At 46.3% G+C, this 24012-nt stretch carries 22 protein-coding genes and 1 pseudogene; 8 read left to right on the top strand and 15 right to left on the bottom strand.

Features of this window, described 5'->3' with window-relative positions; translation table 11 throughout:
- Positions 1–460 precede the first annotated feature (460 nt).
- The 11 genes and pseudogenes from CWB98_RS18030 to dapB form a co-directional block, all read right to left on the bottom strand.
- Entirely contained in the window at positions 461–1432 is a 972-nt protein-coding gene (locus CWB98_RS18030) for a transposase (RefSeq protein ID WP_138546118.1), read from the bottom strand.
- 214 nt (positions 1433–1646) lie between these two features.
- Positions 1647–1760: pseudogene (locus tag CWB98_RS24465) on the bottom strand (transposase); the annotation flags it as partial.
- Between the two features lie 123 nt (positions 1761–1883).
- Positions 1884–3191 (bottom strand): anti-phage deoxyguanosine triphosphatase, encoded by a 1308-nt coding sequence (locus CWB98_RS18035; protein WP_138546119.1) that lies wholly within the window; start codon positions 3189–3191, stop codon positions 1884–1886.
- A gap of 136 nt (positions 3192–3327) precedes the next feature.
- Positions 3328–3618: a hypothetical protein gene (locus CWB98_RS18040; protein ID WP_138546120.1), complete on the bottom strand. Its 291-nt coding sequence runs from the start codon at positions 3616–3618 to the stop codon at positions 3328–3330.
- 173 nt (positions 3619–3791) lie between these two features.
- Complete coding sequence (locus CWB98_RS18045; RefSeq protein WP_138546121.1) at positions 3792–4337, bottom strand: hypothetical protein; 546 nt, start codon at positions 4335–4337, stop codon at positions 3792–3794.
- Between the two features lie 405 nt (positions 4338–4742).
- The gene (locus CWB98_RS18050) at positions 4743–4994 is read right to left on the bottom strand and encodes a YdcH family protein (RefSeq protein WP_046003101.1); all 252 of its coding nucleotides are present in this window, start codon (positions 4992–4994) and stop codon (positions 4743–4745) included.
- Positions 4995–5007: 13 nt separating this feature from the next.
- The gene (locus CWB98_RS18055) at positions 5008–5322 is read right to left on the bottom strand and encodes a TraR/DksA family transcriptional regulator (protein ID WP_054017181.1); all 315 of its coding nucleotides are present in this window, start codon (positions 5320–5322) and stop codon (positions 5008–5010) included.
- A 130-nt stretch (positions 5323–5452) separates the two neighbouring features.
- The gene (greA, locus tag CWB98_RS18060; RefSeq protein WP_046003103.1) at positions 5453–5929 is read right to left on the bottom strand and encodes a transcription elongation factor GreA; all 477 of its coding nucleotides are present in this window, start codon (positions 5927–5929) and stop codon (positions 5453–5455) included.
- Positions 5930–5974: 45 nt separating this feature from the next.
- Entirely contained in the window at positions 5975–9193 is a 3219-nt protein-coding gene (gene carB, locus CWB98_RS18065) for a carbamoyl-phosphate synthase large subunit (RefSeq protein WP_054017180.1), read from the bottom strand.
- A gap of 17 nt (positions 9194–9210) precedes the next feature.
- Positions 9211–10347: a glutamine-hydrolyzing carbamoyl-phosphate synthase small subunit gene (carA, locus tag CWB98_RS18070; RefSeq protein ID WP_138546122.1), complete on the bottom strand. Its 1137-nt coding sequence runs from the start codon at positions 10345–10347 to the stop codon at positions 9211–9213.
- A gap of 206 nt (positions 10348–10553) precedes the next feature.
- Positions 10554–11357 carry a 4-hydroxy-tetrahydrodipicolinate reductase gene (gene dapB / locus CWB98_RS18075; protein ID WP_138546123.1) on the bottom strand — a complete coding sequence of 268 codons (804 nt, stop codon included), beginning with the start codon at positions 11355–11357 and terminating at the stop codon, positions 10554–10556.
- A 444-nt stretch (positions 11358–11801) separates the two neighbouring features.
- Here dapB and CWB98_RS18080 point away from each other — a divergent pair, with 444 nt between their 5' ends.
- The 6 genes from CWB98_RS18080 (at position 11802) to CWB98_RS18105 (ending at position 16177) form a co-directional block, all read left to right on the top strand.
- Positions 11802–13115 (top strand): Na+/H+ antiporter NhaC family protein, encoded by a 1314-nt coding sequence (locus tag CWB98_RS18080; protein ID WP_054017177.1) that lies wholly within the window; start codon positions 11802–11804, stop codon positions 13113–13115.
- A gap of 133 nt (positions 13116–13248) precedes the next feature.
- Positions 13249–14034 carry a nucleoside-binding protein gene (locus CWB98_RS18085; protein ID WP_249364717.1) on the top strand — a complete coding sequence of 262 codons (786 nt, stop codon included), beginning with the start codon at positions 13249–13251 and terminating at the stop codon, positions 14032–14034.
- 142 nt (positions 14035–14176) lie between these two features.
- On the top strand, positions 14177–14677 hold the full coding sequence (locus CWB98_RS18090; RefSeq protein WP_138546124.1) for a DUF2867 domain-containing protein: 501 nt from the start codon (positions 14177–14179) through the stop codon (positions 14675–14677).
- Positions 14674–15213 carry a TetR/AcrR family transcriptional regulator gene (locus CWB98_RS18095; RefSeq protein WP_138546125.1) on the top strand — a complete coding sequence of 180 codons (540 nt, stop codon included), beginning with the start codon at positions 14674–14676 and terminating at the stop codon, positions 15211–15213. Before CWB98_RS18090 ends, CWB98_RS18095 begins: the two co-directional genes overlap by 4 nt.
- Positions 15210–15602, top strand: coding sequence for a DUF6463 family protein (locus CWB98_RS18100; protein WP_138546126.1), 393 nt, complete (start codon positions 15210–15212; stop codon positions 15600–15602). The genes CWB98_RS18095 and CWB98_RS18100 overlap by 4 nt, the downstream gene beginning before the upstream one ends.
- Before the next feature lie 101 nt (positions 15603–15703).
- Positions 15704–16177 carry a hypothetical protein gene (locus CWB98_RS18105; RefSeq protein ID WP_054017172.1) on the top strand — a complete coding sequence of 158 codons (474 nt, stop codon included), beginning with the start codon at positions 15704–15706 and terminating at the stop codon, positions 16175–16177.
- Between the two features lie 15 nt (positions 16178–16192).
- Here CWB98_RS18105 and CWB98_RS18110 read toward each other — a convergent pair whose 3' ends face one another.
- From CWB98_RS18110 to CWB98_RS18120, 3 genes are all read right to left on the bottom strand, one after another.
- Positions 16193–16603: an MAPEG family protein gene (locus tag CWB98_RS18110; protein ID WP_138546127.1), complete on the bottom strand. Its 411-nt coding sequence runs from the start codon at positions 16601–16603 to the stop codon at positions 16193–16195.
- 83 nt (positions 16604–16686) lie between these two features.
- Complete coding sequence (locus CWB98_RS18115; RefSeq protein WP_171045698.1) at positions 16687–19491, bottom strand: tetratricopeptide repeat protein; 2805 nt, start codon at positions 19489–19491, stop codon at positions 16687–16689.
- 260 nt (positions 19492–19751) lie between these two features.
- Positions 19752–21374 carry a methyl-accepting chemotaxis protein gene (locus tag CWB98_RS18120; RefSeq protein ID WP_138546129.1) on the bottom strand — a complete coding sequence of 541 codons (1623 nt, stop codon included), beginning with the start codon at positions 21372–21374 and terminating at the stop codon, positions 19752–19754.
- 206 nt (positions 21375–21580) lie between these two features.
- Here CWB98_RS18120 and CWB98_RS18125 point away from each other — a divergent pair, with 206 nt between their 5' ends.
- Positions 21581–22654 carry a porin gene (locus CWB98_RS18125; RefSeq protein WP_138546130.1) on the top strand — a complete coding sequence of 358 codons (1074 nt, stop codon included), beginning with the start codon at positions 21581–21583 and terminating at the stop codon, positions 22652–22654.
- 10 nt (positions 22655–22664) lie between these two features.
- The gene (locus tag CWB98_RS18130; protein WP_138546131.1) at positions 22665–23072 is read left to right on the top strand and encodes a phosphate ABC transporter substrate-binding protein; all 408 of its coding nucleotides are present in this window, start codon (positions 22665–22667) and stop codon (positions 23070–23072) included.
- 210 nt (positions 23073–23282) lie between these two features.
- Here the strand turns inward: CWB98_RS18130 and CWB98_RS18135 are convergent, their stop codons facing one another.
- Positions 23283–23990 carry a hypothetical protein gene (locus CWB98_RS18135; RefSeq protein ID WP_138546132.1) on the bottom strand — a complete coding sequence of 236 codons (708 nt, stop codon included), beginning with the start codon at positions 23988–23990 and terminating at the stop codon, positions 23283–23285.
- Positions 23991–24012: the final 22 nt, after the last annotated feature.

Consider the following 24012-nt stretch of genomic DNA (forward strand, 5'->3'; position numbering starts at 1 on the left):
TCGTCGGGTTTTACGCAGGCAGGGTTGGACCTTTTTTCATCGTACTTTGGCAAACAGATAAGCGGTTGTCAGTGGCTCACTACACCCACACGGGTTCAATGACCCTTGTCCTCGCCGAGCTCACCTGACAACCTAACCCTTGATACATTGTGTCGCCCCCGATTGTGTATCCAGCCGGTGGGCAGTGGCCACAATGAAGTTTTTAAGTGACACCCACCGGTATAATAAATTTTAAGTGATGAAGTTTTTAAGTGACACCCACCGGTAAATTCGCAGACCAATTGTGGGCAGGTTCAATAAAAAAATGAAAGACTATCAAATGCTGCGCTTTCTATAAGTTCGGAGCAGTGAAAGTCGTAAGTTTAAGCACCAGACCCTGAAGAATAATCAGATTCGAACAATACGAGAACGTACCCAAACCTGAGCTTGGATAAATCGAGATGGTATTTACGTAAAGGTGTTAACCCAGTAATCGCTCGCACTGAGTCAAGTTGGCTCGTCGCCTTTTATGAAGATGTTCACAGTAATCTGTCATCGCTTGCTTTCGCCCTACCGCGCCATGAAAGACCTTCGTAAATTGCGTAGTGAGCTTGAGCCAATTGTCTGGCTCTATTTGCAATCGTGTCAGCAGTGGCTGACTATCGCTGATATAACCCCGCTTATCTGTACGCATGCATCGGCCTGTTAACTCTACCAGTTGAATGTAATAGGTCAGCTCAAACGGCAGTCCTTTGGGCATGTGCTTCCTTGGATTACCCGCAAAACGTAGTAGGCTTTTGGGCTGCTTTCCTTGCTGTGCATGCTCAATACGCTTTTTAATGCTGGTGTAGTCTGACGTTTCCGGTGTATCTGCCATTTTGGCTCTGACTGGATTCAGGTCAACATAAGCCAGGCACGCTGCCAATGCCGCTTCATCCAGCAAGGCTTGTGACTTAAATCGTCCTTCCCAAAACCGGCCTGTGCAACCATCTTCTTTATTGGCTCTGCGGGCAATGTCTTCATTGAGCACCCGCATAAACCAGCTGATGCTCGCAAGACGGAGTCTGAATTCAGCAATATCAGCTGCCAGCATACTATACTCGGATACGCTCAGCTCATCACCACCAATGAACTTGTGCGTCAGCCAGTTGCCCTTAAACAGCTTATGCCAGCGAAGTACTATTGCTTTATCTGATAACCTTTGTGCTTTCTTATCATCCACATACAACACAATATGCGTATGATTGCTCATAACAGCATAGCCACACACATCAATGCAAAACACCTTGCCAAGGGTCAGCAATTTTTCCTCAACCCAGTCTCGCCGATGTTCATAAGACTTGCCCGTGAGGCGGTCTTTGCCGCACAGAAATGCCCGGCGAACACACCGGGATATACAGTGATAGTACTTAGTGTCTGATAAGCTGACCTGCTTCTTCCTTGCAGTTGGCATAATTTGTCATCCTCAATCCATTGAGTATTACCTAAAGGTAGACGGCGTACATCCCGCACGCTATTTTCGGGTGGGTGTCCATTCAACCGTCCTAGTGGCTGATAAGCTGATCTGCTTCTTCCTTGCAGTTGGCATAGTTTGTCATTCTCAATCCGTTGAGCATTACCTAAAAGTAGACGACGTACATTCCGCACGCCAGTTTCGGGTGGGTGTCTCTGTTTGTCTCACTGTCTTTGCCGCACAGAAATGCCCGGCGAACACACCGGGATATACAGTGATAGTACTTAGTGTCTGATAAGCTGACCTGCTTCTTCCTTGCCGTTGGCATAATTTGTCATTCTCAATCCATTGAGCATTACCTAAAGGTAGACGACGTACATTCCGCACGCCAGTTTCGGGTGGGTGTCTCTGTTTGTCTAACCCGTTTGCCTCGGGTGTCAGTGTTTGCCGTTCACATTCTATCGAATATCGACCCCATATCAGGGCTGAATAGTTTATGGTAGAGTTTTGTCGCGTAGCTATCGGTCATACCTGAGATATAATCTGATATTACTCTCTTTGGATTTGGGCTTTCTGAATACTTTTCGTAGGTTGATAAAGGTAATAGACGCTTTGGATTGTCTTGGAGTACTTCAAAAAGACTAAGAACCATCTGTTGTCCTTTATATTCTAAAGTCTGAACCTCTGGGCGTTTTATAACATGCTTGAATACAAAGTCTTTTAGAACTTCTAGTGTTTTTGATGCGTCATCGGACATGACTGCTTGCAAATCAAGTAACGGCGTCTCGAATTTTTTTTGATTTTTTATCGTTATTTCTGGAATAAAATACCCAATTAATTTGCTGATTGCGTGTTTTCTTTCCTTATTGGAGTCTGAAAATAGCTTTTTGGTATAAAAAGCTATATCGTCAGAGATGGCATTGTTTCCGCTAAGCTTATCTATGACTTCATTATTCCACTCTCTTTCTGTGACAAGTCTAAGTGCAAGTGCATCCTCTAAATCATGAACGCCATAAGATATGTCATCAGCAAGCTCCATTATAGATGTGTCAAATGCCTTATACTTAGACTTCAATTTCCCATCTTTTTTCTTTCGAGATCTAAACTCACTCACATCATTTCTTGGAATTCCATCTAATATCCATCGTAATATTTCATCATCATCATCATGAATACATTTTGGTGGTTTATAAGCATCAATGTTGATTTTGGTTCGACATGAGCAAGCATTGTCGTATGATGCAACTTCATTATGAAGGACTGGATATTTCAAAAGTCCAAGCATGGTTCTTCGAGTTAGATCTAAGCCTCTATCGGGTGAGTATTCTCCTAACTGAGATACGATTCTTAAAGTTTGTCCATTTCCTTCAAAACCGCCTAATTCATGCATATAAAAGTTTAAAGCAACTTCTCCACCATGCCCAAATGGAGGATGCCCAATATCATGAGCCAAGCAGATAGCTTCGATTTGACTAAGTGTTGGTATCCAGTCAAGAAACTCTTTTTCAGACGAATATCTTTCTCTTAAGTTTTCGCAAATTCCTGACCCTATTTGGGCGACCTCTAATGAATGGGTTAATCGGGTTCTATAGAAATCACTTTCTCCAATGCCAAGAACTTGAGTTTTTGATTGAAGTCTACGAAAAGCAGAGGAATGTATTAATCTAGCCCTGTCCCTTTGTGCTTCACTATCACCTGTATCAGAGTTAAATGGCTTGGGTTTATACCCATCCAAATACCTTCTTCTATCATCCCACATAATATCTCTCTTAAATTAAATGTTGAGGCTTAATCTGTAATTATAGAACCCTAATAATGGGAAAATTATTGGCTAAAATATTGAGGAACGAAAAACCCAACTTTTCAACCTGATTTTATTGCTTATCATGCGCAATTTACATGGCAAGCATTTTTATTACTTTGAATGAAATAAATTCATTAAATACGTCTTGTACAAGAATATCGCAATCAAAATTATTACCTCGGTAATCGAACTGGATGTTCATCTCTTGTACTGCCTTCCATGACCCCACATCTTTTGCGTCACTCTCTAATTGTGTTAGAAAATCTGTATCATTTTTAAACTTTCCTCCATAAAGGTTGCCCATGCTATCAGTTTTGACTGAATGTAATTCAACTTGATATTTAAAGCCTGACTTTAAAGTTATTTCTCCATATGTAATCATTACATTTCCCTATTGTGAATTAAATTTATTAGTTATTGTATCATTGGTAGTGCTAGATACTGCTTTGCATACAACGCCCCAAGCAGGGGCAATTTTAAAGCAGACAAAAATTAGGAGCGAAGCGACGGGAGCCTGCTTAAAATTGTCCCATTGACTTGGCTTGTTAGCAGTACTTACTTGAATACCGTTAATAATTTTTTAACTAGCTCTTTAGGAATTTTCAGTCCTGCATGTTCAAAATCTTCTTCCTTTAGCTCATTCAGCATTGGCTTTATGGATCTTAATTTTTTAACGGCACCCTGATCTATTTGATGAAGCTGTGCTACTAGCAAAAATGCATGATAGTAATTGTTACTATATTCTTTTAGGTTGGAAATTACTTCCTGTACATTGCACAGGTTTTCAATTGCAAATAATGAAAAATAGGTTGATAGACCTTCATTTAAAACTGTAGTTGGTTTATTTATGTTTGTTACTATATCCATAGTAGGGTAAAGCATATGACATATTTCATGTGATAATTGAAAATGAAATTGTACATTGTCATTTCTAGCTTTCTGGTTTAAAGAAACTACTAGATTGCCAGTATCAGAAAAGTACCTTAAATGGGGTCGCATATTATTAAATTCAATACCTGAATAATTCCACGCATTAACCATTGGACCGTAAAGTTCTTGAGCTACTTTTAGGTAATCTTTTACTATTTCATCGTAATCCAAATTTACACCTTAACAACGCAATTTATGCAAAATGCTTCAGTACTGCTAACAGCTTACTCTATCCCTCTTTAGTAGTTCAAAACACACCAAAGCGGCTCATATCACATAGCTTCATAATTCCACTATTAACTGCCAATGTAAACAGAAAGATAGCATAGCGTTACATCTCATTTTGTCACCTTACCACAAACCTGCGAGTAAGAATGTTATCGGAAGAAACCAGGCACTTTGTAAAAAGCTTACATAGCTTTCGCTACCAAAGTCCGTTCTTCGCTCAAAGCCACCCTTAGCGCAGTTGCATTAACTCATGATAGGTCACAAACAAGTAATAACTAAATCCCCACTTTCAACACAAAACCGTCAGATTAAGCCTTTTCAGCCAAATCTGACAGTTCAAGCTAAGACTTAAGCAACAGTCTGTGCTTTCTTAATGATAGAAAACAGCTGGTCTTTTAGGTGCAGGCGCTGTTTTTTCAGTGATTCGAGATAGTCGTCAGAGGTGTTCTCTGCGCCGGTTTCAATGCGATGTACTTCGTGATCGCACTCGTGGTACTCCTTGAACAAACGAGCAAAATGCGCGTCGTTCATTTTCAGGTGGTGGATCTCGTCTTTGTATTCCGGAAATTCGTGGTGCAAGTCATGTTTTTCAATTGTCATAATACGGTCCTTTCTATTTAGCGCATTTAATACAAGTCGTTGTGTAAGGCAGAGCGTTTAAACGCTCCGGATTGATTTGTTCTTCACAGTGCTGACACAGGCCATAGGTGCCCTGCTCTATTCGCAGTATCGCGTGATTAACCATGACCAGCTCTTGCTTGGCTTCCTGATGAATTTCATCCAGTACATCGTCGTTTTCACGCTCGGTGTTTTGCTCTGCAAAGTTGGCCGACCGGCCCTTTCTGAAATCGGCTTCAATGGCGGCTATCCGTTGACTCAGTTCATTTTGTTTGGATTTGAGAAAACTCGTTAATTGGTCAGCAGTCATGATGTTCTCCTTTGTTAAACTCATCATAACGCGCTGCTTTTGCGGCTCTTTGATCTGGCACAAGGTTAAGGAGTGGGCAATAAAAAACCCGACACTGGGTCGGGTTTTTGGTGCTATAGGTTAGACAAATCTAGACATATTCAACTTCGATGATGTCGTATTCAACGCTACCGTTTGGAGTTTGAATGGTCACTGAATCATCCAGTTCTTTTCCGATAAGACCACGTGCAATAGGCGAGTTAACCGAGATCAGATTGTTTTTAATGTCTGCCTCGTCGTCACCTACGATCTTGTAGGTCACTTCCTCGTCTGTATCAACATTGACTATGGTCACCGTGCTGCCAAAGATCACTTTGCCATTGTTTGCCATTTTAGTGACGTCAATAACCTGTGATGTAGACAGTTTGGCTTCAATTTCCTGGATGCGGCCTTCGCAGAATCCCTGCTGCTCACGTGCAGCGTGGTATTCGGCGTTTTCTTTCAGATCGCCGTGCTCACGCGCTTCCGCGATGTCGGCAACGATCTTAGGACGGACGACTTTCTTTAAATGGTTCAGTTCTTCACGAAGCATTTCTTCGCCTCGTACTGTCATCGGAATTGATTGCATAGTATCTCACTCATTGCCAGGGCTTGCGCCCTGGCCTTGTTCTTCTTAGTTCAAACGCTGGTGTAGCTCCTGAACAGAGTTTACAGAACTTCTGTCGTCAGCCTCATTGGCTGTACAGTTTGCAAACGCTGCGTTGAGCGTAGTGGTGTAGTTAGTCTTATGCTGAAGTGCACCACGACGTAACACCTTCGAATCTTCGATGGCCTGACGGCCTTCTGTGGTATTCACAATGTAGCTGTACTCACCGTTCTTGATGCGGTCAAGAATGTGCGGACGACCTTCAAATACCTTGTTTACGCGACGTACTTCGATGCCGGCGTCTTCCAGAGCTTGTGCTGTACCTTTGGTGGCATCCAGCTCAAAGCCAATGGCTTTCATGGTCTTAGCCAGCTCTACAACACGTGCCTTGTCACCATTGCGAACAGATAGTAGCGCGCGACCACCACGTGGTAAAGCGTTTGATGCACCTAATTGCGCTTTTGCGAAGGCTTCGGCGAAGTTTTCACCAACACCCATTACCTCACCGGTAGAGCGCATCTCAGGACCACGCATTGGGTCAACACCCTGGAACTTAGCAAATGGCAGTACCACTTCTTTTACGCTGTAGTAAGGCGGGATAACTTCTTTCGTCACGCCCTGGCTTTCCAATGACTGGCCAACCATACAACGCGCCGCCACTTTTGCCAGTGCAACACCGGTTGCTTTAGAAACAAACGGTACAGTACGCGCAGCACGCGGGTTCACTTCAATCAGGTAAACCTGACCGTCTTTGACTGCGAACTGAGTATTCATCAGACCAACCACGCCCAGCTCCAGTGCCATGTCGCGCACTTGCTTGCGCATTACGTCCTGAATGTCCTGCGACAGTGAGTGTGCAGGCAGTGAACAGGCAGAGTCACCTGAGTGAACACCGGCTTGCTCAATGTGCTCCATGATGCCACCAATGATGACGTTTTCGCCGTCACAGATCGCATCAACGTCTACTTCGATAGCGTCATCCAGGAAGCGGTCCAGCAATACTGGTGCTTCGTTAGACACAGAAACCGCTTCGGTCATGTAACGACGCAGGTCATCTTCGTCATACACGATTTCCATCGCACGGCCACCCAGTACATAAGAAGGACGTACAACCAGCGGGAAGCCGATTTCCTGAGATTTTGCCACCGCTTCTTCCAGTGACGTAACCGTTGCGTTTTCAGGCTGAAGCAGGTCAAGACGCTCAACCAGCTGTTGGAAGCGCTCACGGTCTTCGGCACGGTCAATCGCATCTGGTGAAGTACCAATTACTGGCACACCATTCGCTTCAAGGTCACGGGCCAGTTTCAGTGGCGTCTGACCACCGTACTGAACAATGACCCCTTTTGGCTTTTCAACGCGCACGATTTCAAGCACATCTTCCAATGTGATTGGCTCGAAGAACAGACGATCTGAGGTATCGTAGTCAGTTGAAACCGTTTCAGGGTTACAGTTCACCATGATGGTCTCGTAGCCGTCTTCACGCATTGCCAGCGCGGCGTGTACACAACAGTAATCGAACTCGATGCCCTGACCGATACGGTTAGGACCCCCACCGATCACCATGATTTTGTCTTTGTCAGACGGCGCGGCTTCACACTCTTCATCGTAAGATGAGTACATGTAAGCGGTATCTGAGCTGAATTCTGCAGCACAAGTATCTACGCGCTTATAAACCGGCAGGATATCCAGCTGGTGACGTTTCTTACGAATTTCTTTTTCAGACACACCCGCAATCTCAGCGATACGTGGATCTGAGAAACCTTTACGCTTAAGGCGTCGCAGGAAGTCTTTATTCAGACCAGCCATGCCCACTTCAGCGATGGTGGCTTCGTCTTTCAGAATGTCTTCAATCTGAACCAGGTACCAACGGTCAACTTTGGTCAGCTCGAACACTTCCTCTACGCTCATACCGTGACGCATTGCATCGGCAATGTACCAGATACGCTCAGCGCCTGGCTCACGTAGCTCGCGAATGATGGTTTCTTTCGCTTTCGGGTCGTCCAGTGCCACAATTGGGTTAAGACCCGTTGCGCCTACTTCCAGACCACGCAGTGCTTTTTGTAGTGATTCTTGCTGGTTACGACCAATGGCCATCACCTCACCCACTGACTTCATCTGGGTAGTCAGACGGTCGTTAGCGCCGGCAAACTTCTCAAAGTTAAAGCGTGGGATCTTAGTCACAACGTAATCGATTGACGGCTCGAATGACGCAGGGGTTGCACCGCCTGTGATGTCATTCTGTAGCTCGTCCAGGGTATAACCCACTGCCAGCTTAGCCGCAATTTTAGCGATCGGGAAACCGGTTGCTTTTGAGGCCAGTGCAGATGAACGTGATACGCGCGGGTTCATTTCAATGATAACCATGCGGCCATCATCCGGGTTAACACCGAACTGAACGTTTGAACCACCGGTTTCTACGCCAATCTCACGCAGTACCGCCATCGAGGCGTTACGCATGAGCTGATATTCTTTATCAGTCAGGGTTTGTGCCGGTGCTACTGTGATTGAGTCGCCCGTGTGAACACCCATAGGGTCGAAGTTTTCGATAGAACACACAATGATGCAGTTGTCGTTTTTGTCACGCACTACTTCCATTTCGTATTCTTTCCAGCCCAGCAAGCTCTCGTCGATCAACAGCTCGTTGGTCGGAGACAAATCAAGACCACGGGTACAAATCTCGTCGAACTCTTCCATGTTGTAGGCAACACCACCACCGGTACCACCCATGGTGAAAGAAGGACGAATGATACACGGGAAGCCAATGCGCGACAGCACGTCGTGCGCTTCATCCATTGAGTGGGCAATCTCTGCACGAGGACACTCAAGGCCAATGTTTTTCATTGCCGCGTCGAAGCGTTCACGGTTTTCTGCTTTGTCGATGGCATCTGCGGTTGCACCGATCAGCTCAACACCGTGTTTAGCCAGTACGCCATGCTTGTCCAGGTCAAGCGCACAGTTTAGGGCTGTCTGACCACCCATAGTGGGTAGTACTGCATCTGGCTTTTCTTTTTCAATGATTTTTTCAACCACTTCCCAGTGAATTGGCTCGATGTAAGTCGCATCTGCCATTTCCGGGTCGGTCATGATGGTTGCCGGGTTTGAGTTCACCAGAATAACCCGGTAGCCCTCTTCTCTTAGCGCTTTACACGCCTGAGCACCAGAGTAGTCAAACTCACAGGCTTGGCCGATGACGATTGGGCCTGCGCCCAGGATCAGTATGCTGTTTAAGTCGGTACGTTTTGGCATTGTTACTCCGGTTCTAATTAGGCTTTACGTGCTTGCATTAATTCAATGAAGTGGTCGAACAGCGGTGCTGCATCGTGCGGACCCGGGCTCGCTTCTGGGTGACCCTGGAAGCTAAATGCCGGCTTGTCGGTACGATGAATGCCCTGTAAGGTTCCGTCGAACAACGACTTATGCGTTGCACGCAGGTTATCTGGCAAAGTTGCTTCATCCGCAGCAAAACCATGGTTCTGTGCGGTGATCATTACCACGTCACGGTCCAGGTCTTTCACCGGGTGGTTACCACCGTGGTGACCGAACTTCATCTTCACCGTTTGTGCACCTGAGGCCAGCGCCAGTAACTGATGGCCCAAACAAATACCAAAGATAGGCGTGTCTGTTTCTAAGAAAGCTTTAATCGCATCGATTGCGTAGGTACAAGGCGCTGGGTCGCCAGGGCCATTAGACAGGAAAATACCGTCTGGATTCATCGCCAGTACTTCTGCAGCGGAGGTTTCTGCTGGTACTACAGTCAGTTTACAGCCACGGTCAACTAACATACGAAGAATGTTCTTTTTCACACCAAAATCATACGCAACAACATGGAATTGCTCATCTTCAGCACTCAGAGTCTGAAAGCCCTGACCTAAAGTCCAGCTTCCTTCACGCCACTCGTAAGTCTGTTCTGTTGTTACGACTTTCGCTAAATCCATCCCTTTAAGGCCTGGGAACGCTTTTGCCGCTTCCAGTGCCTGCTGCTCATCAATCTCATCACCCGCGATGATGCAGCCATTTTGAGCGCCCTTATCACGCAGGATACGCGTCAGCTTACGCGTATCTATATCGGCAATCCCAAGGATATTGCGTGCTTTTAAGTAGTCACTTAACGATTGCTCGTTACGGAAATTACTTGCAAGCAATGGCAAATCCCGAATTACCAGACCCTTAGCCCAGATTTTATCGGCTTCTTCATCCTCACTATTAGTACCGGTATTCCCGATGTGTGGATAAGTCAGCGTCACAATCTGTTCTGCATAAGAAGGATCCGTCAAAATTTCTTGATATCCCGTCATAGACGTATTGAATACTACCTCACCAACGGCCAGGCCGTCAGCGCCAATGGCAGTACCGCGAAACACAGTGCCGTCTTCAAGGACTAAGAGAGCGGATTTAGTCAAGTTAACCTCCTAGATAGTAAAAAACGGGAGCAAGCCAACGCTTGTTTTCCCGTTTACAAAGCGCTTGGTAACACGCAGTTATTAAAATTTTGGCAAATTCGTTATAGTCTACAGCACTTTCTTAGATTCGTCTAACAATTCGCGTAAAAAACAAAAAAATAAGGTTTTTGACGACTTTTACTAACGAACACGCTAAAATAGTAAGCTTACCTCTTCAATCCAAGCACATCTTGCATGGAATAAAGTCCGTTTGGCTTATCTTTTAACCACTGCGCAGCCCTTACAGCACCTGATGCGAAGGTTAATCTTGATGTTGCTTTATGTGTTAATTCCAGCCTTTCTCCCATAGTGGCAAAATAAGCCGTGTGTTCACCAACTATATCGCCAGCTCTGAGCACTGAATAGCCAATTTCTTGTTGACTTTTAGCCTCATGTACCTGAGTTCTGTCATAGCGTGCCACCTGGTCATGATCCCAGCCTTTTGCCTCGGCAATGGCTTCACCAATCGCCAGTGCGGTACCCGACGGGGCGTCGACTTTATTACGGTGATGGGCTTCAAAGATTTCAATGTCCATTTCATCGGCCAGCTTTGCCGCGGCAGTTTGCACCAGGTCCAGCATTAACGTCACACCGACACTAAAGTTACGTGCAAACACAATCGGGATAGACTGAGAGGCGGTTTCCAGTGCCTGCATTTGCTCTGCACTCAGGCCCGTTGTGCCAATCACCATAGGTGTTTTGTTGGCCACAGCCTGTTGCAGGTGGCCAAGCATGCCCTCTGGCAGGGTAAAGTCGATCAGTACATCCAGTTCAGGGTCGAGTTGCTGTTCAGAACTAAAGGTCGACCCGGCGGGTGCTTGCGGCTGTAACGTGGCAATAGGCTGGTTAAGGTGTGGCGAAGACGCTCTGACGAATGCGCTGCCAAGCTGGCAATGCTGAGACTGTTGGACTGCTTCAATCAGCGCCAGGCCCATGCGGCCATTGGCGCCAAAAATACCGATTTGTGTCATTTTACGGTTTTCCTTTGTGTTAGATATGCCACCTTTGAGGTGGTACGGAAACGTATTTTCCCGATTTTCAGCGCAAGAGAGATAAGCTTAATCACCCCGTTTTTATGCCGGGCGATTAATTTTGTGCTCTAGAGTTTACCCTATCTCTGTGTCATAGTCAGTTGACAATAATACCAATCTATCCTGTTTTGCGTGCTCACCACTTAGGTTCGACTATTGAGGTCTCGCCCCCTTTACAATGGGGTTTTCAGCTGTCGCAACCTCTGCTCAGGTTCAAAGTCATGTGCTCAGACAGGTAGATTAATATAATAACTAAACACCATGGACTTTGGACGTCTAACCATATAAACTTCCGCCCTCGCCGATTTCAATTATTGCGGGCGATGTAGTTTAAATGCAGCTAATAATGGATTCGTTGGCTGTGGTTAGTTTTTGGGGAGTGCTATGCAGCCAAACTTAAATCACACACAAGCAAAGCTTTCTTTGCTACCACTTTTAACCTTTGTTGGCCTGTTCCTGGGCGCAGGTCTGTACCTGCAATCACAGGGCGTCGACTATGCTTTTTATCAGCTACCGGCACCGGTTGCCATTTTGCCCGCCATAGTGATCGCGTTTTGGATCAACAAAGGCACCATCAACCAGAGCGTTGAAACCTTTATCAAAGGCGCCGGACACAGCAATATCATCACCATGTGTTTAATTTACTTGCTCGCCGGTGCGTTCTCGTCGGTGGCCAGCGCCACGGGCGGCGTTGATGCCGTTGTCAATGCTGGTTTATCGCTGATCCCGCCAAGCCTGTTGTTACCCGGGCTGTTTTTAATCGCGGCAGTGGTTTCGACGGCGATGGGAACGTCCATGGGTACTATCGGTGCCATCGGCCCAATTGCTTATGCGGTATCTGTTAAAACCGGTATCGATCCCGCCCTGATGGCAGGTACTATTGTCTCCGGTGCGATGTTTGGTGATAACCTGTCTATCATTTCTGATACCACCATTGCAGCAACTCGTACTCAGGGTTGTGAAATGAAAGACAAGTTCAGAGAAAACCTGAAAATTGCCCTGCCCGCTGCTGCGCTTACGGTTGCATTACTGGTGTTTTTAACCCCTGAACCCCAAGCAGTTGAAACCAAGCCGTTTGACTGGCTGCTGGTGCTGCCTTATGCCTTTATTTTGGTACTGGCAGTGATTGGCATTAACGTCTTTGTGGTGCTCTTTAGTGGTATTATCTTTGCCGCACTCATGGGGTTCACCGGCGATTATCAGGGTGCCGCTTTCGTTAAAGACGTATACAAAGGCTTCAGTGACATGCAGGAAATTTTCCTGTTATCTATGTTCATCGGTGGCTTGTCTGAATTTATCCGCGTCAATGGCGGACTGGATTATCTGGCACATAAGATCCAGGCAATTACGGCCATCATTGCCAAATGGCACAGAAAAGTGGCCGATCAGCTGGGTATTGCCGCGCTGGTGCTGACCAGTAACCTGTGTATCGCTAATAACACTGTGAGTATTATTGTCGCCGGTCCGGTTGCTAAAAAGCTGGCGGATGATGGTGAGATCTCTGGTAAGCGTTCAGCCAGCCTGCTGGATATTTTTGCCTGTGTCATGCAGGGCTCGCTGCCTTATGGCGCACAAGCTTTGTTGCTGGGTGCGACCTTTAAGATCAGCCCGTGGGAAGTCTCTACCTCGTCCTTTTACTGCTTTATTCTGGCGTTTACGGCCATTGCCGTTATATGTTTGCGCCGTCATAAAGACTGATCACCAAACAAAAATGGCATCCTGAGGATGCCATTATTTGTTCTAAACCAAGAAAATGCGTGTTTTTATTCCCCTTGTTTGTTGATTTGCGTTTATAATTCAGCTGTTTATAACCCCATACACACGAGAAACAATGAAAACACCTCTTTTTTCTGCGCTTACTGCCAGTCTTATGCTTAGTGCTGGTACCGCTGCGGCGGCTGACTGGAGCAACACTCAGCTTCACCTTAATCACGGTGAGTTTAAAAACCCATTTAGCCAGCAAGAAGCCAATCAGACGATTTATTCTTTGCAACATGCCTCCGGTTACCGCTATGGCGATAACTTCTTCTTTATCGACTACAGCACAGATGATTTAGACGATGGCTATCAGGATGGCGACTTTTATGGCGAGTGGTACTCCACATTTAGCCTGGGGAAACTGGCAGATCTGAAGTTTCATGACTCTGCGCTTCAGGACGTTGGGATTGTGATGGGCTTTAACGCCGCGGGCGATGCCAAGGTCATGAAGTACCTACCAGGCGTAAAGCTTTCCTGGAATATCGACGGGTTTAGCTTCTTCTCTACTACTTTGACAGGTTACATCGACGACAGTCGCGGCGTTAATGCTGGCGGCGCGCCGAAAGAGACCAACAGTTATATGCTGGATGTGGCCTGGGGCTACCCGTTTACCATTGGCGGACAAAAGTTCGAGTTTACAGGTCATGTTGAGTACATTACTGGCCGTGATAACGAAGTGGGCGGTGATGTGAAAGGCTGGCTACTGGCGCAGCCTATTCTGCGCTGGGATCTGGGTCATGCACTGGAGATGCCCGAAAACCAGCTGATGCTGGGTATCGAATGGCAGTACTGGCGCAATAAACTGGGCACAGACACCAACGAGTCAGTGCCTCAGGTGCACCTGGCCTGGACTTTCTAAGCTACGCTTTTTTGCCGGGTCATTACCACTGACCCGGCTTACGCCCCGTTTATTACTCTCGAATAAAAAACACGCAAAACTGTTGCAGAAAAACATACCATACAGTATGGTATGTTCAATTATCATCAAACGGAGTTGTTTTATGTTCAGTCAGATCTTGAGCCTGAAGCCTGAGCACGATCGCCTTCAGGCCAAAGCACGTACACACCATTTTCGTGACGCACTACAGGTCACACTCGATACACCATCCTTAACACCTTCTCAGCTGCAATACCGGATTTTTAATACTATGCCCGGCTGGGTAACACAATTGATGCGACTCAGAAATAAGTTAGTCGCTGTATTTGGCTTTTCAGTCGGGCAAAACACGATGGAGCCTGCCAGTGATGAGCTGGATGTGGGCGATCAGGCAGGTTTTCTGAACGTTTGCGAAAAGCACCCTGAAGAGATCATCAGCAGCGCTGAGGATCGCCATATGGCCTTTTTCCTGAGCGTTAAAAAACAGCAAAATACTGTGGTAATATCTACCTTGGTCAATCCAAAAACGTTAATTGGCCGCACTTATCTCACTGCCATTTTGCCCTTTCATTATGTCATCGCTCGCAGCGTTATTCACAATGCCAAGAAGGCAGGCAGATTATGAGCGATGCAAAACAGAGTTGGCTGGCATTTGCACTAAAAACGCTGATCAGTAACGGGCCGGACGCCCTGACAATAGACCGACTATGCAGCCGTAAAAAAGTAACCAAAGGCTCTTTCTATCATCACTTTAAAAATCGCCAGGCTTTTATCGATGCACTGATGACTTACTGGTATGAACAAGCCACAGCACGCCTGATTAGCATTGCCGATACACAGCCCTGCCCCATGACCAGACTGGAACGCCTCGATGAGGCCATTGCAGCCACGGACATAGAAGCCGAACTGCATATTCGCGCCTGGGCCCTGAAAGATACCAGCATCCAGCATCACTTGTGCACCATAGACGCTCAGCGTCAGCATTACCTTAAAACCTGTTACCTTGATTTAGGTCTGGAGCGAGCTCAGGCAGAACAACTGGCAACCACCAGCTATGCCACTTTTCTGGGACTACAGCAGCTCTACCCTCGCCTGTCCGTTCAGGAGTGCCTGACACTGAGTTCCCGTCAGGCGAAAACGCAACTGGAGGCATTATTATGAATCGCGCTGCTTTTTTAGGGAGTGGCTTGATTGTCACAGGCCTGCTTCACAACCTGGTCGGTTTATTGATGGGCTGGGACGTACTCACTGAAATGCATCAGGAAGGCTGGTTCGCAACAACCGTCGTCAACGGCAGTATGCTATTTGACCGCGAAGCCATCGTGTGGTTTCTAAGCAGTGGGGTGTTGTTTTTACTGCTGGGCTCTGTGCTGCGTCAACTCAGCACATATCAGATACCCGTGCCAGGGCTATTTGCCCCCTCACTCACCTTATTTGGTGTGATACTGGCGATCATAATGCCTTTCTCTGGTGCTTATTTATTGATTTTGCTTGGCGCCCTCCCGATATTAAAAGACAAATTCTGGCGCAGGCCGTCGCACTTGTCGTGACTTTTGTCCTAAAGATGTCCAATTAAATGTCGATATAAATTAAGATAAAAGTATTAATCTATACTGTGTATGTTTAGCCAAGCGTGATCAGGGAAAGTGCTATGACATTTATAATTCACCAAACATCCAGAGACATTACCGCTTTTCAGAGTAAACCTGCAGCCACCGCGACAGACGAAGTGGCTGCAACCAAAGAACAACAGACGACGCCGTCTGCAACAGATACCGCAGAAGAAGCCCAGGGCATAACTTTATCTAATGAAGACAAGCATGTACTGTCCGGGGAAAAAGCCAAAGAAGACGCTGAGGAATTTGAAGATGTCCCTGCCTATATCCAGCGAATGCTGGAGCGTCTGGAAAAGCTCAAAGAAGAAATGACCTTACTCAAAGAAGAGTTAATGGCATTGCAAACAGAGCGAGAACCGGATGAGGCGACTCAGCAACTGACAGAAATGAAAAGCCAGTATCTGATGCAGTTGCAGGAGCAGTATTTTGACATGATCAAAAACATTCAGGAGGCGCTGAAAAAAGAAGGGATCACCGATCCCGGCATCATAATTCGCGCTATAACCTGAATACACACGCCAGCATTAACTTAACCAGGCGGTCATACCACTAATAAAAATAGCCAACAGGCTGAGATAACAGACGCCGAAAGAGATACTTCGCAATAGTTTCAGGTCTAAGTAGTAACACACCATATGCCCGACTCTGGACAGCAGATATGTGACAGCTAATCCGTTTAGCCAACCCGGATGTGTACCCGAGAAAACCGCAAAAAGCACCACCAGTAGCAAGATCCCCACTGTTTCGTTGCTATTGGCAAATACGCGGTTACTACGAAACAACAGCGTTTGAGGGTCCTGCGTGACCGCCACGCCGGGCGGATGCTTTTGCTTAATTGCGATAATATCAACAATCGCCAGTTGAATTAAAAACAAACCACCCGTTAACCCGAGCACCAGAATAGTCAGTTGATATGGGACCAGTAACTCTGTCACGCAGAGCTCCTTATTGTATTTATTTTGGGTGCATATACATTGACCTAAAGAATCGATTAATTCAACTAAGTCACTGCAAAAATCTATAGTCTTTTTGACGGAAAAACCAACTCGAATGTGCAGCCCTTTGGCACATTGGGTTTGCACTGGATACTGCCATTCAGTACATAGGTCGCCAAATTAAACACCATATATAAACCCAGACCCACGTTGCCTTTATGGCGCGCAGTAGTATGAAATGGCTCAAAAATTTGCGTAAGTTCAGCCTCATCAATCCCCTTACCATTATCTGAGAACTGCATGGTTATCATTTCTCCTTGTTGTCTGACTTGAATCAAAATATGGCCCTCTGCTGCGTTGAAGCCATGGTTCATCGCATTTGAAAGCAGGTCTTCGAGTATTTTCTCGAGTGCCTGACCGTTACTACGTATATTGATTGGGCCATGACAGTCAAGCTCAACCTTTACTTTGCTTTCCTTTGTCCGGTAGGCCAAAAACGTCTTGAGAAATGATTTCAGTTCTATTGGGTCGTCACTGCTGACATACTCATGTGCAGATGCCTGCTTAAAGCGCTTAACCAGCTGAGCAGCACGTGTTGTATTGCCATCCATTAATTGCGCACTAGACTCTGAAACTTCGATAAAGGCCTGAGCGTCGCTCAATGTCAGCTTGCCACTGTCCAGTTTATCCTTAAAGCTTCGCAAAGACTGAGTTAATACTGAGTTTGCTGTTATTGCTGTGCCCAGTGGTGTGTTGAGCTCATGAGCAACACCGCTGACCAGACGTCCAAGAGACGCCATTTTTTGTGCTTCTACCAGCGTAGATTGCGTTGCAGTGAGCTCTTTCAGGGTATGTGCCAGCTCATCTCGGGATTGTTGCAAACGCTCGGTTCGTTCTTCAACTCGCTTTTCAAGGGATTTATTAAGCTCTGCCAGCGCCAGCTCTGTGGCCTTAAGTTCTGAAATATCCTTGATTGTGCCACACGCTCTGATGGCTTCGTCACCCTCGTTGCGTGCTGTAACTTTGCCCCTGTCCAACACCCACAACCAGTTACCCTGCTTGTCTTTAACCCGGTAACTCACCTCATAATAGTCACTTTCTCCGCTTAGGTGTGCGTTAAAGGCCGCCTGTAACCTTGGGTAGTCTTGTGGATGAACGGACGCTTTGAGTGTGCCAAGATCAGAGCCTATGTGTGCGTCAGGTAAATGCAAGTTACCCAGTCGGTTATCTCGCGTGATAACACCTGCTGCTAAATCCCAGTCCCATAGTTCATCCCCACTGCCCCATAAAGCCAATCGCAGGCGCTCTTTTGCATCACTCACTTGTTGCAATGCGCGTTGCTCTACCTTAAGTTGTTTGTTTTTGCTGTACCAAAAATACAAAAAGAAGACGGTGCCAAATGCCAGCACCAACGCAATCAGAACAACGCCTTTTTGGAATGCCTGTTTTTCTATTTCTAAATCTTTAATTCGGTTTTCCTGAACCAGAGCAGCAATTTCACGTTCCTTTTCTTCTACGTCAAACTCCACACTCAACGCACTAAGCCGATACTGGTTATTCCTGTCTTCCCACTCGGTTTGACGCCGTAAATATGCGTTCAGATACTTGAGCGCTTCCTGCGCCTGACCAACACGCTCATAGACCTGTGCAAGCTCACGATGATATTGCAGCACCAGGGTGTCTCTTTGATGCCGATGGGCAATTTCAATGGCTCTGAGATAGTGCTCAATCGCCTGGTCTGCTTCTCCTCGCTGCAACGACAATTGCGCGAATGCCTGATAGATCTCAGCTATACGATCTTCCCACGGTGACCCCAGATACAACGGCAAACTTTTGTTTAGATAGTCTTCCGCTTTTTTCAGTTCTCCAGTATCTATGTGCAATCGCCCCAGATCCAGGTACGTGGATATGTTGGTATCAAAGCGATTGATCTCCTGCTTCAAACGCTGTGCCTCCAGAAGGCTATTTTCAGCGTTTCTATAGTCTTTCGCTAAACGATATGCGGAGCCCAGGCGATTGTAGGTGTGGATCATACCCATTTTGTAGTCTAGGACTCTCCTATACGCCAAAGATTTAAGGTACGACTCTATGGCGCTGTTATAGTCACCAATCTCCTCAAAGTAAGTACCCATGTTGCTGTAATAAACTCCCAGCTTTCTGTCATCTTTGAGCTGTAACGCGATCTGGATAGCCTTGTTCTGATGAAACAACACCTTTTCGTAGAGATTCATTCTTCTGTATAAAGACGCCAGACTTTGGTGAATAGAAGATGCTCTGTAGATATCCTGTAAGTTGCGATATAAATTCAGGCTATAAAGAAAATCGGCTAATGCATCATCAAAACGCATCACACGTACATTGAGTACGCCTGATAACTGGTGCGCGCGTGCAAGATACCTGTCGTGCCCTATCTGCGTTGCTAATTCGATAGCAGAATCAAGCTCTGTCTGAGCCAATGCTTGATCTCGTTGCCGTGTTGCAACATCCGCAGAAACCAGCTTAGCCAGCACCTGGTTTGACACAATGCCGCTTCTCAGTGCCTGATGATTCGCCTGATCAGCAGAATCTCTTGCTTGCTTAAGATCACGCTTAGATATGTACGCACGCGCCATATGACTTAATAGTCTGGCAGCCTGATCGGCGTTTGGCTTCTCTTTCAGTAAATCCAGGCCCAGCAATCCATATTCTAATGACTGGCTGGTATGAAAATGAAAGTGTGTTGCAACATACTCGATGATCGCCTCGACTTTTTCATGTCCATTACTGTGCTCAATCTTTTCGGCCATACTCTCAGGTGTGGCAGAGGGTTCTGCCACACCCAATGGACCAAATGCAAGACAAAACAATAGACACACGATGCGTTTAAAGCGAAATGTGTATTCAGCCATGATACTACCTGAAACAGTTACTTTTGCTGTTGCCAAAGCGTACATCAATTATCAACATTTATTGAACTAAGACTTGCGTCCGATGACTTTTTACTCGAATGTAGACAAAAACATACAAGACGATATGCTCAGTAAAGCAACTGCACGAGCCGAAACCGATGAAGATCACTAAACACTGCCATAGTATCCCCAAAACAGGAAAACACCTTTGAAGTGCGCAATGAAATCAATCAAACAACCACTACTCTCTGTTGTTTGTGTTACACCTTAAATTTAGACGTTGAGCTGAGCAAGTTATCTGACAGTTTATGTAGATTCTGGGCCACATCACCCACTTGAGACAGAGCAGTCATGGTTTCTTCAAACGAGCTATGCATGTTAGATACATTAGTCACGACCATAGCAGCAACGGAGGTCTGCTCCTCGGTGGCGGTCGCTATTTGCGAGTTCATCCCGTTGATAGCAAGGATCTGCTCTGAGATTAACTGAATAGATGCGCCTGTTGCTTGCGCGGCCTCCGCATTATTGGTTGCCATATCCCGCGCACTGTTCATGGCTTTTACCGAATCGGATGCCGCCACGGTCAGCACATTAATGAGCTCACGTATTTCATTCGTTGACTTTGCTGTACGCGAAGCCAGCTCTCTTACTTCGTCAGCGACCACCGCAAATCCACGCCCCTGCTCACCCGCACGAGCGGCCTCTATTGCGGCATTTAGCGCCAGCAGGTTCGTTTGCTCGGCGATTGAGGTAATTACATTTAAGATTTGAGTGACATTCTGGGTGTCGTCCGCCAGTTTGTTGATCGTGCTGGCGGCCTTATTGATCTCCGCACTGAGTTCCTGCGACTGAGCAACCGACACATCGATTTGCTTCATACTTTCATCAACCGCACCTTCGGCCAGCTCAGCGGCCTGAAATGCACTCGCAGCCGACTGAGAAATATCTCCCACACTTTGTTTCATTTCTTCCATAGATTGCCTGACAACTTCTGCATCGCTGGACTGTCTTTGCGTAGCATGCTCAGCAGACTGCATGCCCTCTACCAGTCGCGTTGAGTTTTTGGTCAAAGGCTCGACTACGGCAACAACGTCCACCACGGTTGCTCTTAGTAGCCCTATAAAAGCGTTAAAGTTTTTTGAAACCTGACCAATTTCGTCTTCTGAGTGTACCGTTAGCTGCGAGCTGAGTGACCCCTTTCCTTCGGCGAGCAGGTGCAGGTTGCTGGCCGCTTCTTTGGCCGCTGAGCTTATCCCTTTTGCAATCAGTACGGCGAGAATAATCACGATGATTAAAGACACGATTGCGACAATAAACATCATCCCCAATGCACTATCGGCATTCATTTTGGTGTTGTTCACCAGCTCAAAAAAGCGCGCATCGGCACGTTTCTGATCATCACTAAGGCGCTGCATCACACCTTCAAACAGGTCTCTCTTTTGGTTTGCTTTTTGTGGCAGGGTCGAAAAGTCAGCGGTGCCGTCGAGCATACTACTGGCGATATTTCTGGCGATGGTCTCATAGGCTCTGATGTCATCTATGGTAGAGGCAGTCGGAAAGTTTTCATTTAACGCAGGTATCTGACGCAGGCTATCGAGTAACTCAGCACTCATATTTTGAGCTTTTTCAATCAATTCAGCGTCCCCAAAGGTGACTGACTGCGTATACGTTTCGTCAATGACTTGCATTGTGGTGACATTCTTCGACGTTAAAATGAGCAGCTTGTAAGTCTGGTTTTCCAGCTCATCCAAAGACCGTTGATTTTCAAGCAAAGAGGTATAATTGATCATCACCAGAACAACAAAAGCAGCAACGGCGACCACGGTAAGAGCATGTATTTTCTTGGAAATACTTAAGTTTTTTAAGCCAGACAGTATCGACATATCACACCTTATAAGCTGACGCTAAATTAGCGTAAAAACGATTCTGATGTACAACAGGCCAGCCTGACTCCTTGCGCCTACCACTTTAACATACACCCATCAAGCTAAAGCTTAGCGCTGTTCGTAATTTATTCAATAAAACTTTCTTTTTCGCATATTTAACTATACTTAGCCGTGCCAATAACACGAGTTTAGCGGAGCTATCCATGAAACTAAAATATACTCTCTTGGTCGCAGCTTTATCGTCGACAGCGCTTCATGCCGAGGTCAACATATCCGGGTTTGCCAGTATCACAGGAGGTCAGGTCCTAAGTGGTTCGGGCGTGCCTCAGTTTGGCCTGGAGCCCACTTTTTTAGCAGATTACCCCATAGTCAGTGCCTATAAAGAAGACTTTTCACTCTCGCCGGAATCCTTAATCGGATTACAGGTCAGCGGCGATCTTGGTGAAGGGTTAAGCGTCACGGGACAGATCGTTGCCCGCGGTGCCAATGACTATGATGCCGAATTTGAATGGGCCTATGTCTCATACGACATTAACGACAGCTGGACACTGCAAGCCGGTAAAAAGCGTCTGCCCTTATTCTACTACTCTGACTTTTATGACGTGGGTTACGCCTATGTATGGATGCGAGCCCCTGCCGACAACTACACCTGGCAAATCTTTAACTATGAGGGTGTCAACCTGTTATATAGCGGGTCAATCGGTGACTGGGGGGTGACTGCTAACGTCTATACCGGACGTGAGGATGACACCGAAAATAAACTCCTTTCTGAGTTTTTCTTCCAGACGCCAACCCGCGAGATCTGGGAAGACATTTTAGGTGGAGTAGTACAACTCAGTTACGACTGGCTTGAACTGCGCTTTACGCATATGCGCTACACCAACAAGCGCTTCCGTAACGGTGAGCCTGAAATGTGGAATGGTTCGGATTCGCGAGATGGTAAGTTCTATGGTCTGGCCGCCAACGCTGACTTTGGTAATGTCTTTATTCTATCTGAATTTAACCGCCTTGATCTGGATGGTGACCTGGATACCTATATGATCAGTGCAGGTTACCGCTTTGACAGTATCACCCCCTATATTATGTACTCCAACTTTGAGCAAAAAGATGGTGACGACCCGGAAAAACACGACACCCGTGCCGTTGGGGTCAGATGGGATTTTCATCCATCAGCCGCCTTTAAGGTACAGTACGACAAAGTCGAAGACGACTCCACAGCACTGGCTGTAGCAGGCGACAGCGAATCACTCACGCTTGGTATTGATTTAGTTTTTTAGGGGAAATGACATGAAAAAATTAATAGGTGTAGTGTTATTGTCGTCGGCGCTGAATGCCTTTGCCGGCGTATCCGTTGTAGTTCACCCCAGCAATGATAGTAGTTTCGATACCTCAACAATTAAGCGTATATTTACAGGTAAAGAGAAGTCATTCTCCAACGGAAACAAAGCGATACCGGTTTCACAAGAAGCCGGAAATGCAGTCACCGATGAGTTTAATAACAAAGCGCTCAGTAAGTCGTCTGCGCAGCTCAAAGCGTATTGGTCAAAACTTATTTTTACCGGCAAAGGAACGCCACCCAAAGAAGTATCAAATGATGCTGAGGTGCTCAAGATGGTCTCAGCAAACCCAGATACCATTGGTTTTGTATCATCCGATGCGGTGACGGATGCCGTTAAGGTAGTACAGCAGTACTAGCTTTCCAGGATAGAGTAACCTCGATGTAAAAGCCGGATTATTTGCTCCGGCTTTTACATCAAAACGTCTTTAGTAAACGGGCCCTTATCTGCATTATATCTGCTTGCATGGCACATTGTTGATGAGCATATATTTTTGACCTTCCGTTGCACTCAGGAACACTGAAAACAATCGATTGGTACAACCACACCCCCATAACTCATCCAGGCTTTACATATCGATACGCTTAAGGGCAACTTCTTGTGTTTCAAGGGAGAAGATTTTGCCATTGTCTAATTCAATTTCGATATAAAAAGTCATATTTACTGGATAGTCTGGCCCGCTATTCAACACCAGATTGCGTGTAAACCCGGCATTTAGCCCACCATTAGCCCGACCATATTGCACATACTCCTCAACTGTAAAAAACGTTTTCGTCTCGTTTTTGTAGGAGTAGTACTTATTCAGTGCATCAGCGTAAGTTACCGAGAATAGCCCATTTAGATTGCTACCAGACGGATATGCCTGGCTAAAGTCTGTGGCTGAAGTAATGTCAATTGAGACGATGTTTTCTTCTGTTTGAGGCGGTACGGGTGACAACGCATAGGCTTTTTTGATCAATGAAAACGAATGAGGTATGTCAAGCCAGGATGCCGTTGTGACCGGCATCGTTTGAGTGTCCAGCCCAAAAATAATATCCTGATAGGCCACTTCCTCAGCTACCTGATACGGTGTGTCTCGAATATATTCTGGGTTTTGTGTGTCTTGTTCCGCCATTCGATTGAAAATGTGAACCTCAAACCCTTGGGTGACCGTTTTGGATTTTTGTGCGCTGGGCTTTGGTGGCTCATCGGGACCCGATGTAGTGCCATTGCTTCCCGAACCACAGCCAGCCAGCATGCCCGATAGCGCCAGCGCGCACAGTGTTTGTATCTTCATTGATTGTTATCCTTACTTTACT

Origin of the sequence: Pseudoalteromonas rubra (genome assembly GCF_005887115.1) — a bacterium.
Taxonomy (GTDB): domain Bacteria; phylum Pseudomonadota; class Gammaproteobacteria; order Enterobacterales; family Alteromonadaceae; genus Pseudoalteromonas; species Pseudoalteromonas rubra_F.

Excerpts from the sequence above, each read along its gene's own strand:
- CWB98_RS18030 (WP_138546118.1), bottom strand. The coding sequence starts at position 1,432 with ATGCCAACTGCAAGGAAGAAGCAGGTCAGCTTATCAGACACTAAGTAC.
- CWB98_RS18035 (WP_138546119.1), bottom strand. The coding sequence starts at position 3,191 with ATGTGGGATGATAGAAGAAGGTATTTGGATGGGTATAAACCCAAGCCA.
- CWB98_RS18040 (WP_138546120.1), bottom strand. The coding sequence starts at position 3,618 with ATGATTACATATGGAGAAATAACTTTAAAGTCAGGCTTTAAATATCAA.
- CWB98_RS18050 (WP_046003101.1), bottom strand. The coding sequence starts at position 4,994 with ATGACAATTGAAAAACATGACTTGCACCACGAATTTCCGGAATACAAA.
- CWB98_RS18055 (WP_054017181.1), bottom strand. The coding sequence starts at position 5,322 with ATGACTGCTGACCAATTAACGAGTTTTCTCAAATCCAAACAAAATGAA.
- greA (WP_046003103.1), bottom strand. The coding sequence starts at position 5,929 with ATGCAATCAATTCCGATGACAGTACGAGGCGAAGAAATGCTTCGTGAA.
- carB (WP_054017180.1), bottom strand. The coding sequence starts at position 9,193 with ATGCCAAAACGTACCGACTTAAACAGCATACTGATCCTGGGCGCAGGC.
- dapB (WP_138546123.1), bottom strand. The coding sequence starts at position 11,357 with ATGACACAAATCGGTATTTTTGGCGCCAATGGCCGCATGGGCCTGGCG.
- CWB98_RS18080 (WP_054017177.1), top strand. The coding sequence starts at position 11,802 with ATGCAGCCAAACTTAAATCACACACAAGCAAAGCTTTCTTTGCTACCA.
- CWB98_RS18085 (WP_249364717.1), top strand. The coding sequence starts at position 13,249 with ATGAAAACACCTCTTTTTTCTGCGCTTACTGCCAGTCTTATGCTTAGT.
- CWB98_RS18090 (WP_138546124.1), top strand. The coding sequence starts at position 14,177 with ATGTTCAGTCAGATCTTGAGCCTGAAGCCTGAGCACGATCGCCTTCAG.
- CWB98_RS18095 (WP_138546125.1), top strand. The coding sequence starts at position 14,674 with ATGAGCGATGCAAAACAGAGTTGGCTGGCATTTGCACTAAAAACGCTG.
- CWB98_RS18100 (WP_138546126.1), top strand. The coding sequence starts at position 15,210 with ATGAATCGCGCTGCTTTTTTAGGGAGTGGCTTGATTGTCACAGGCCTG.
- CWB98_RS18105 (WP_054017172.1), top strand. The coding sequence starts at position 15,704 with ATGACATTTATAATTCACCAAACATCCAGAGACATTACCGCTTTTCAG.
- CWB98_RS18115 (WP_171045698.1), bottom strand. The coding sequence starts at position 19,491 with ATGGCTGAATACACATTTCGCTTTAAACGCATCGTGTGTCTATTGTTT.
- CWB98_RS18120 (WP_138546129.1), bottom strand. The coding sequence starts at position 21,374 with ATGTCGATACTGTCTGGCTTAAAAAACTTAAGTATTTCCAAGAAAATA.
- CWB98_RS18125 (WP_138546130.1), top strand. The coding sequence starts at position 21,581 with ATGAAACTAAAATATACTCTCTTGGTCGCAGCTTTATCGTCGACAGCG.
- CWB98_RS18130 (WP_138546131.1), top strand. The coding sequence starts at position 22,665 with ATGAAAAAATTAATAGGTGTAGTGTTATTGTCGTCGGCGCTGAATGCC.
- CWB98_RS18135 (WP_138546132.1), bottom strand. The coding sequence starts at position 23,990 with ATGAAGATACAAACACTGTGCGCGCTGGCGCTATCGGGCATGCTGGCT.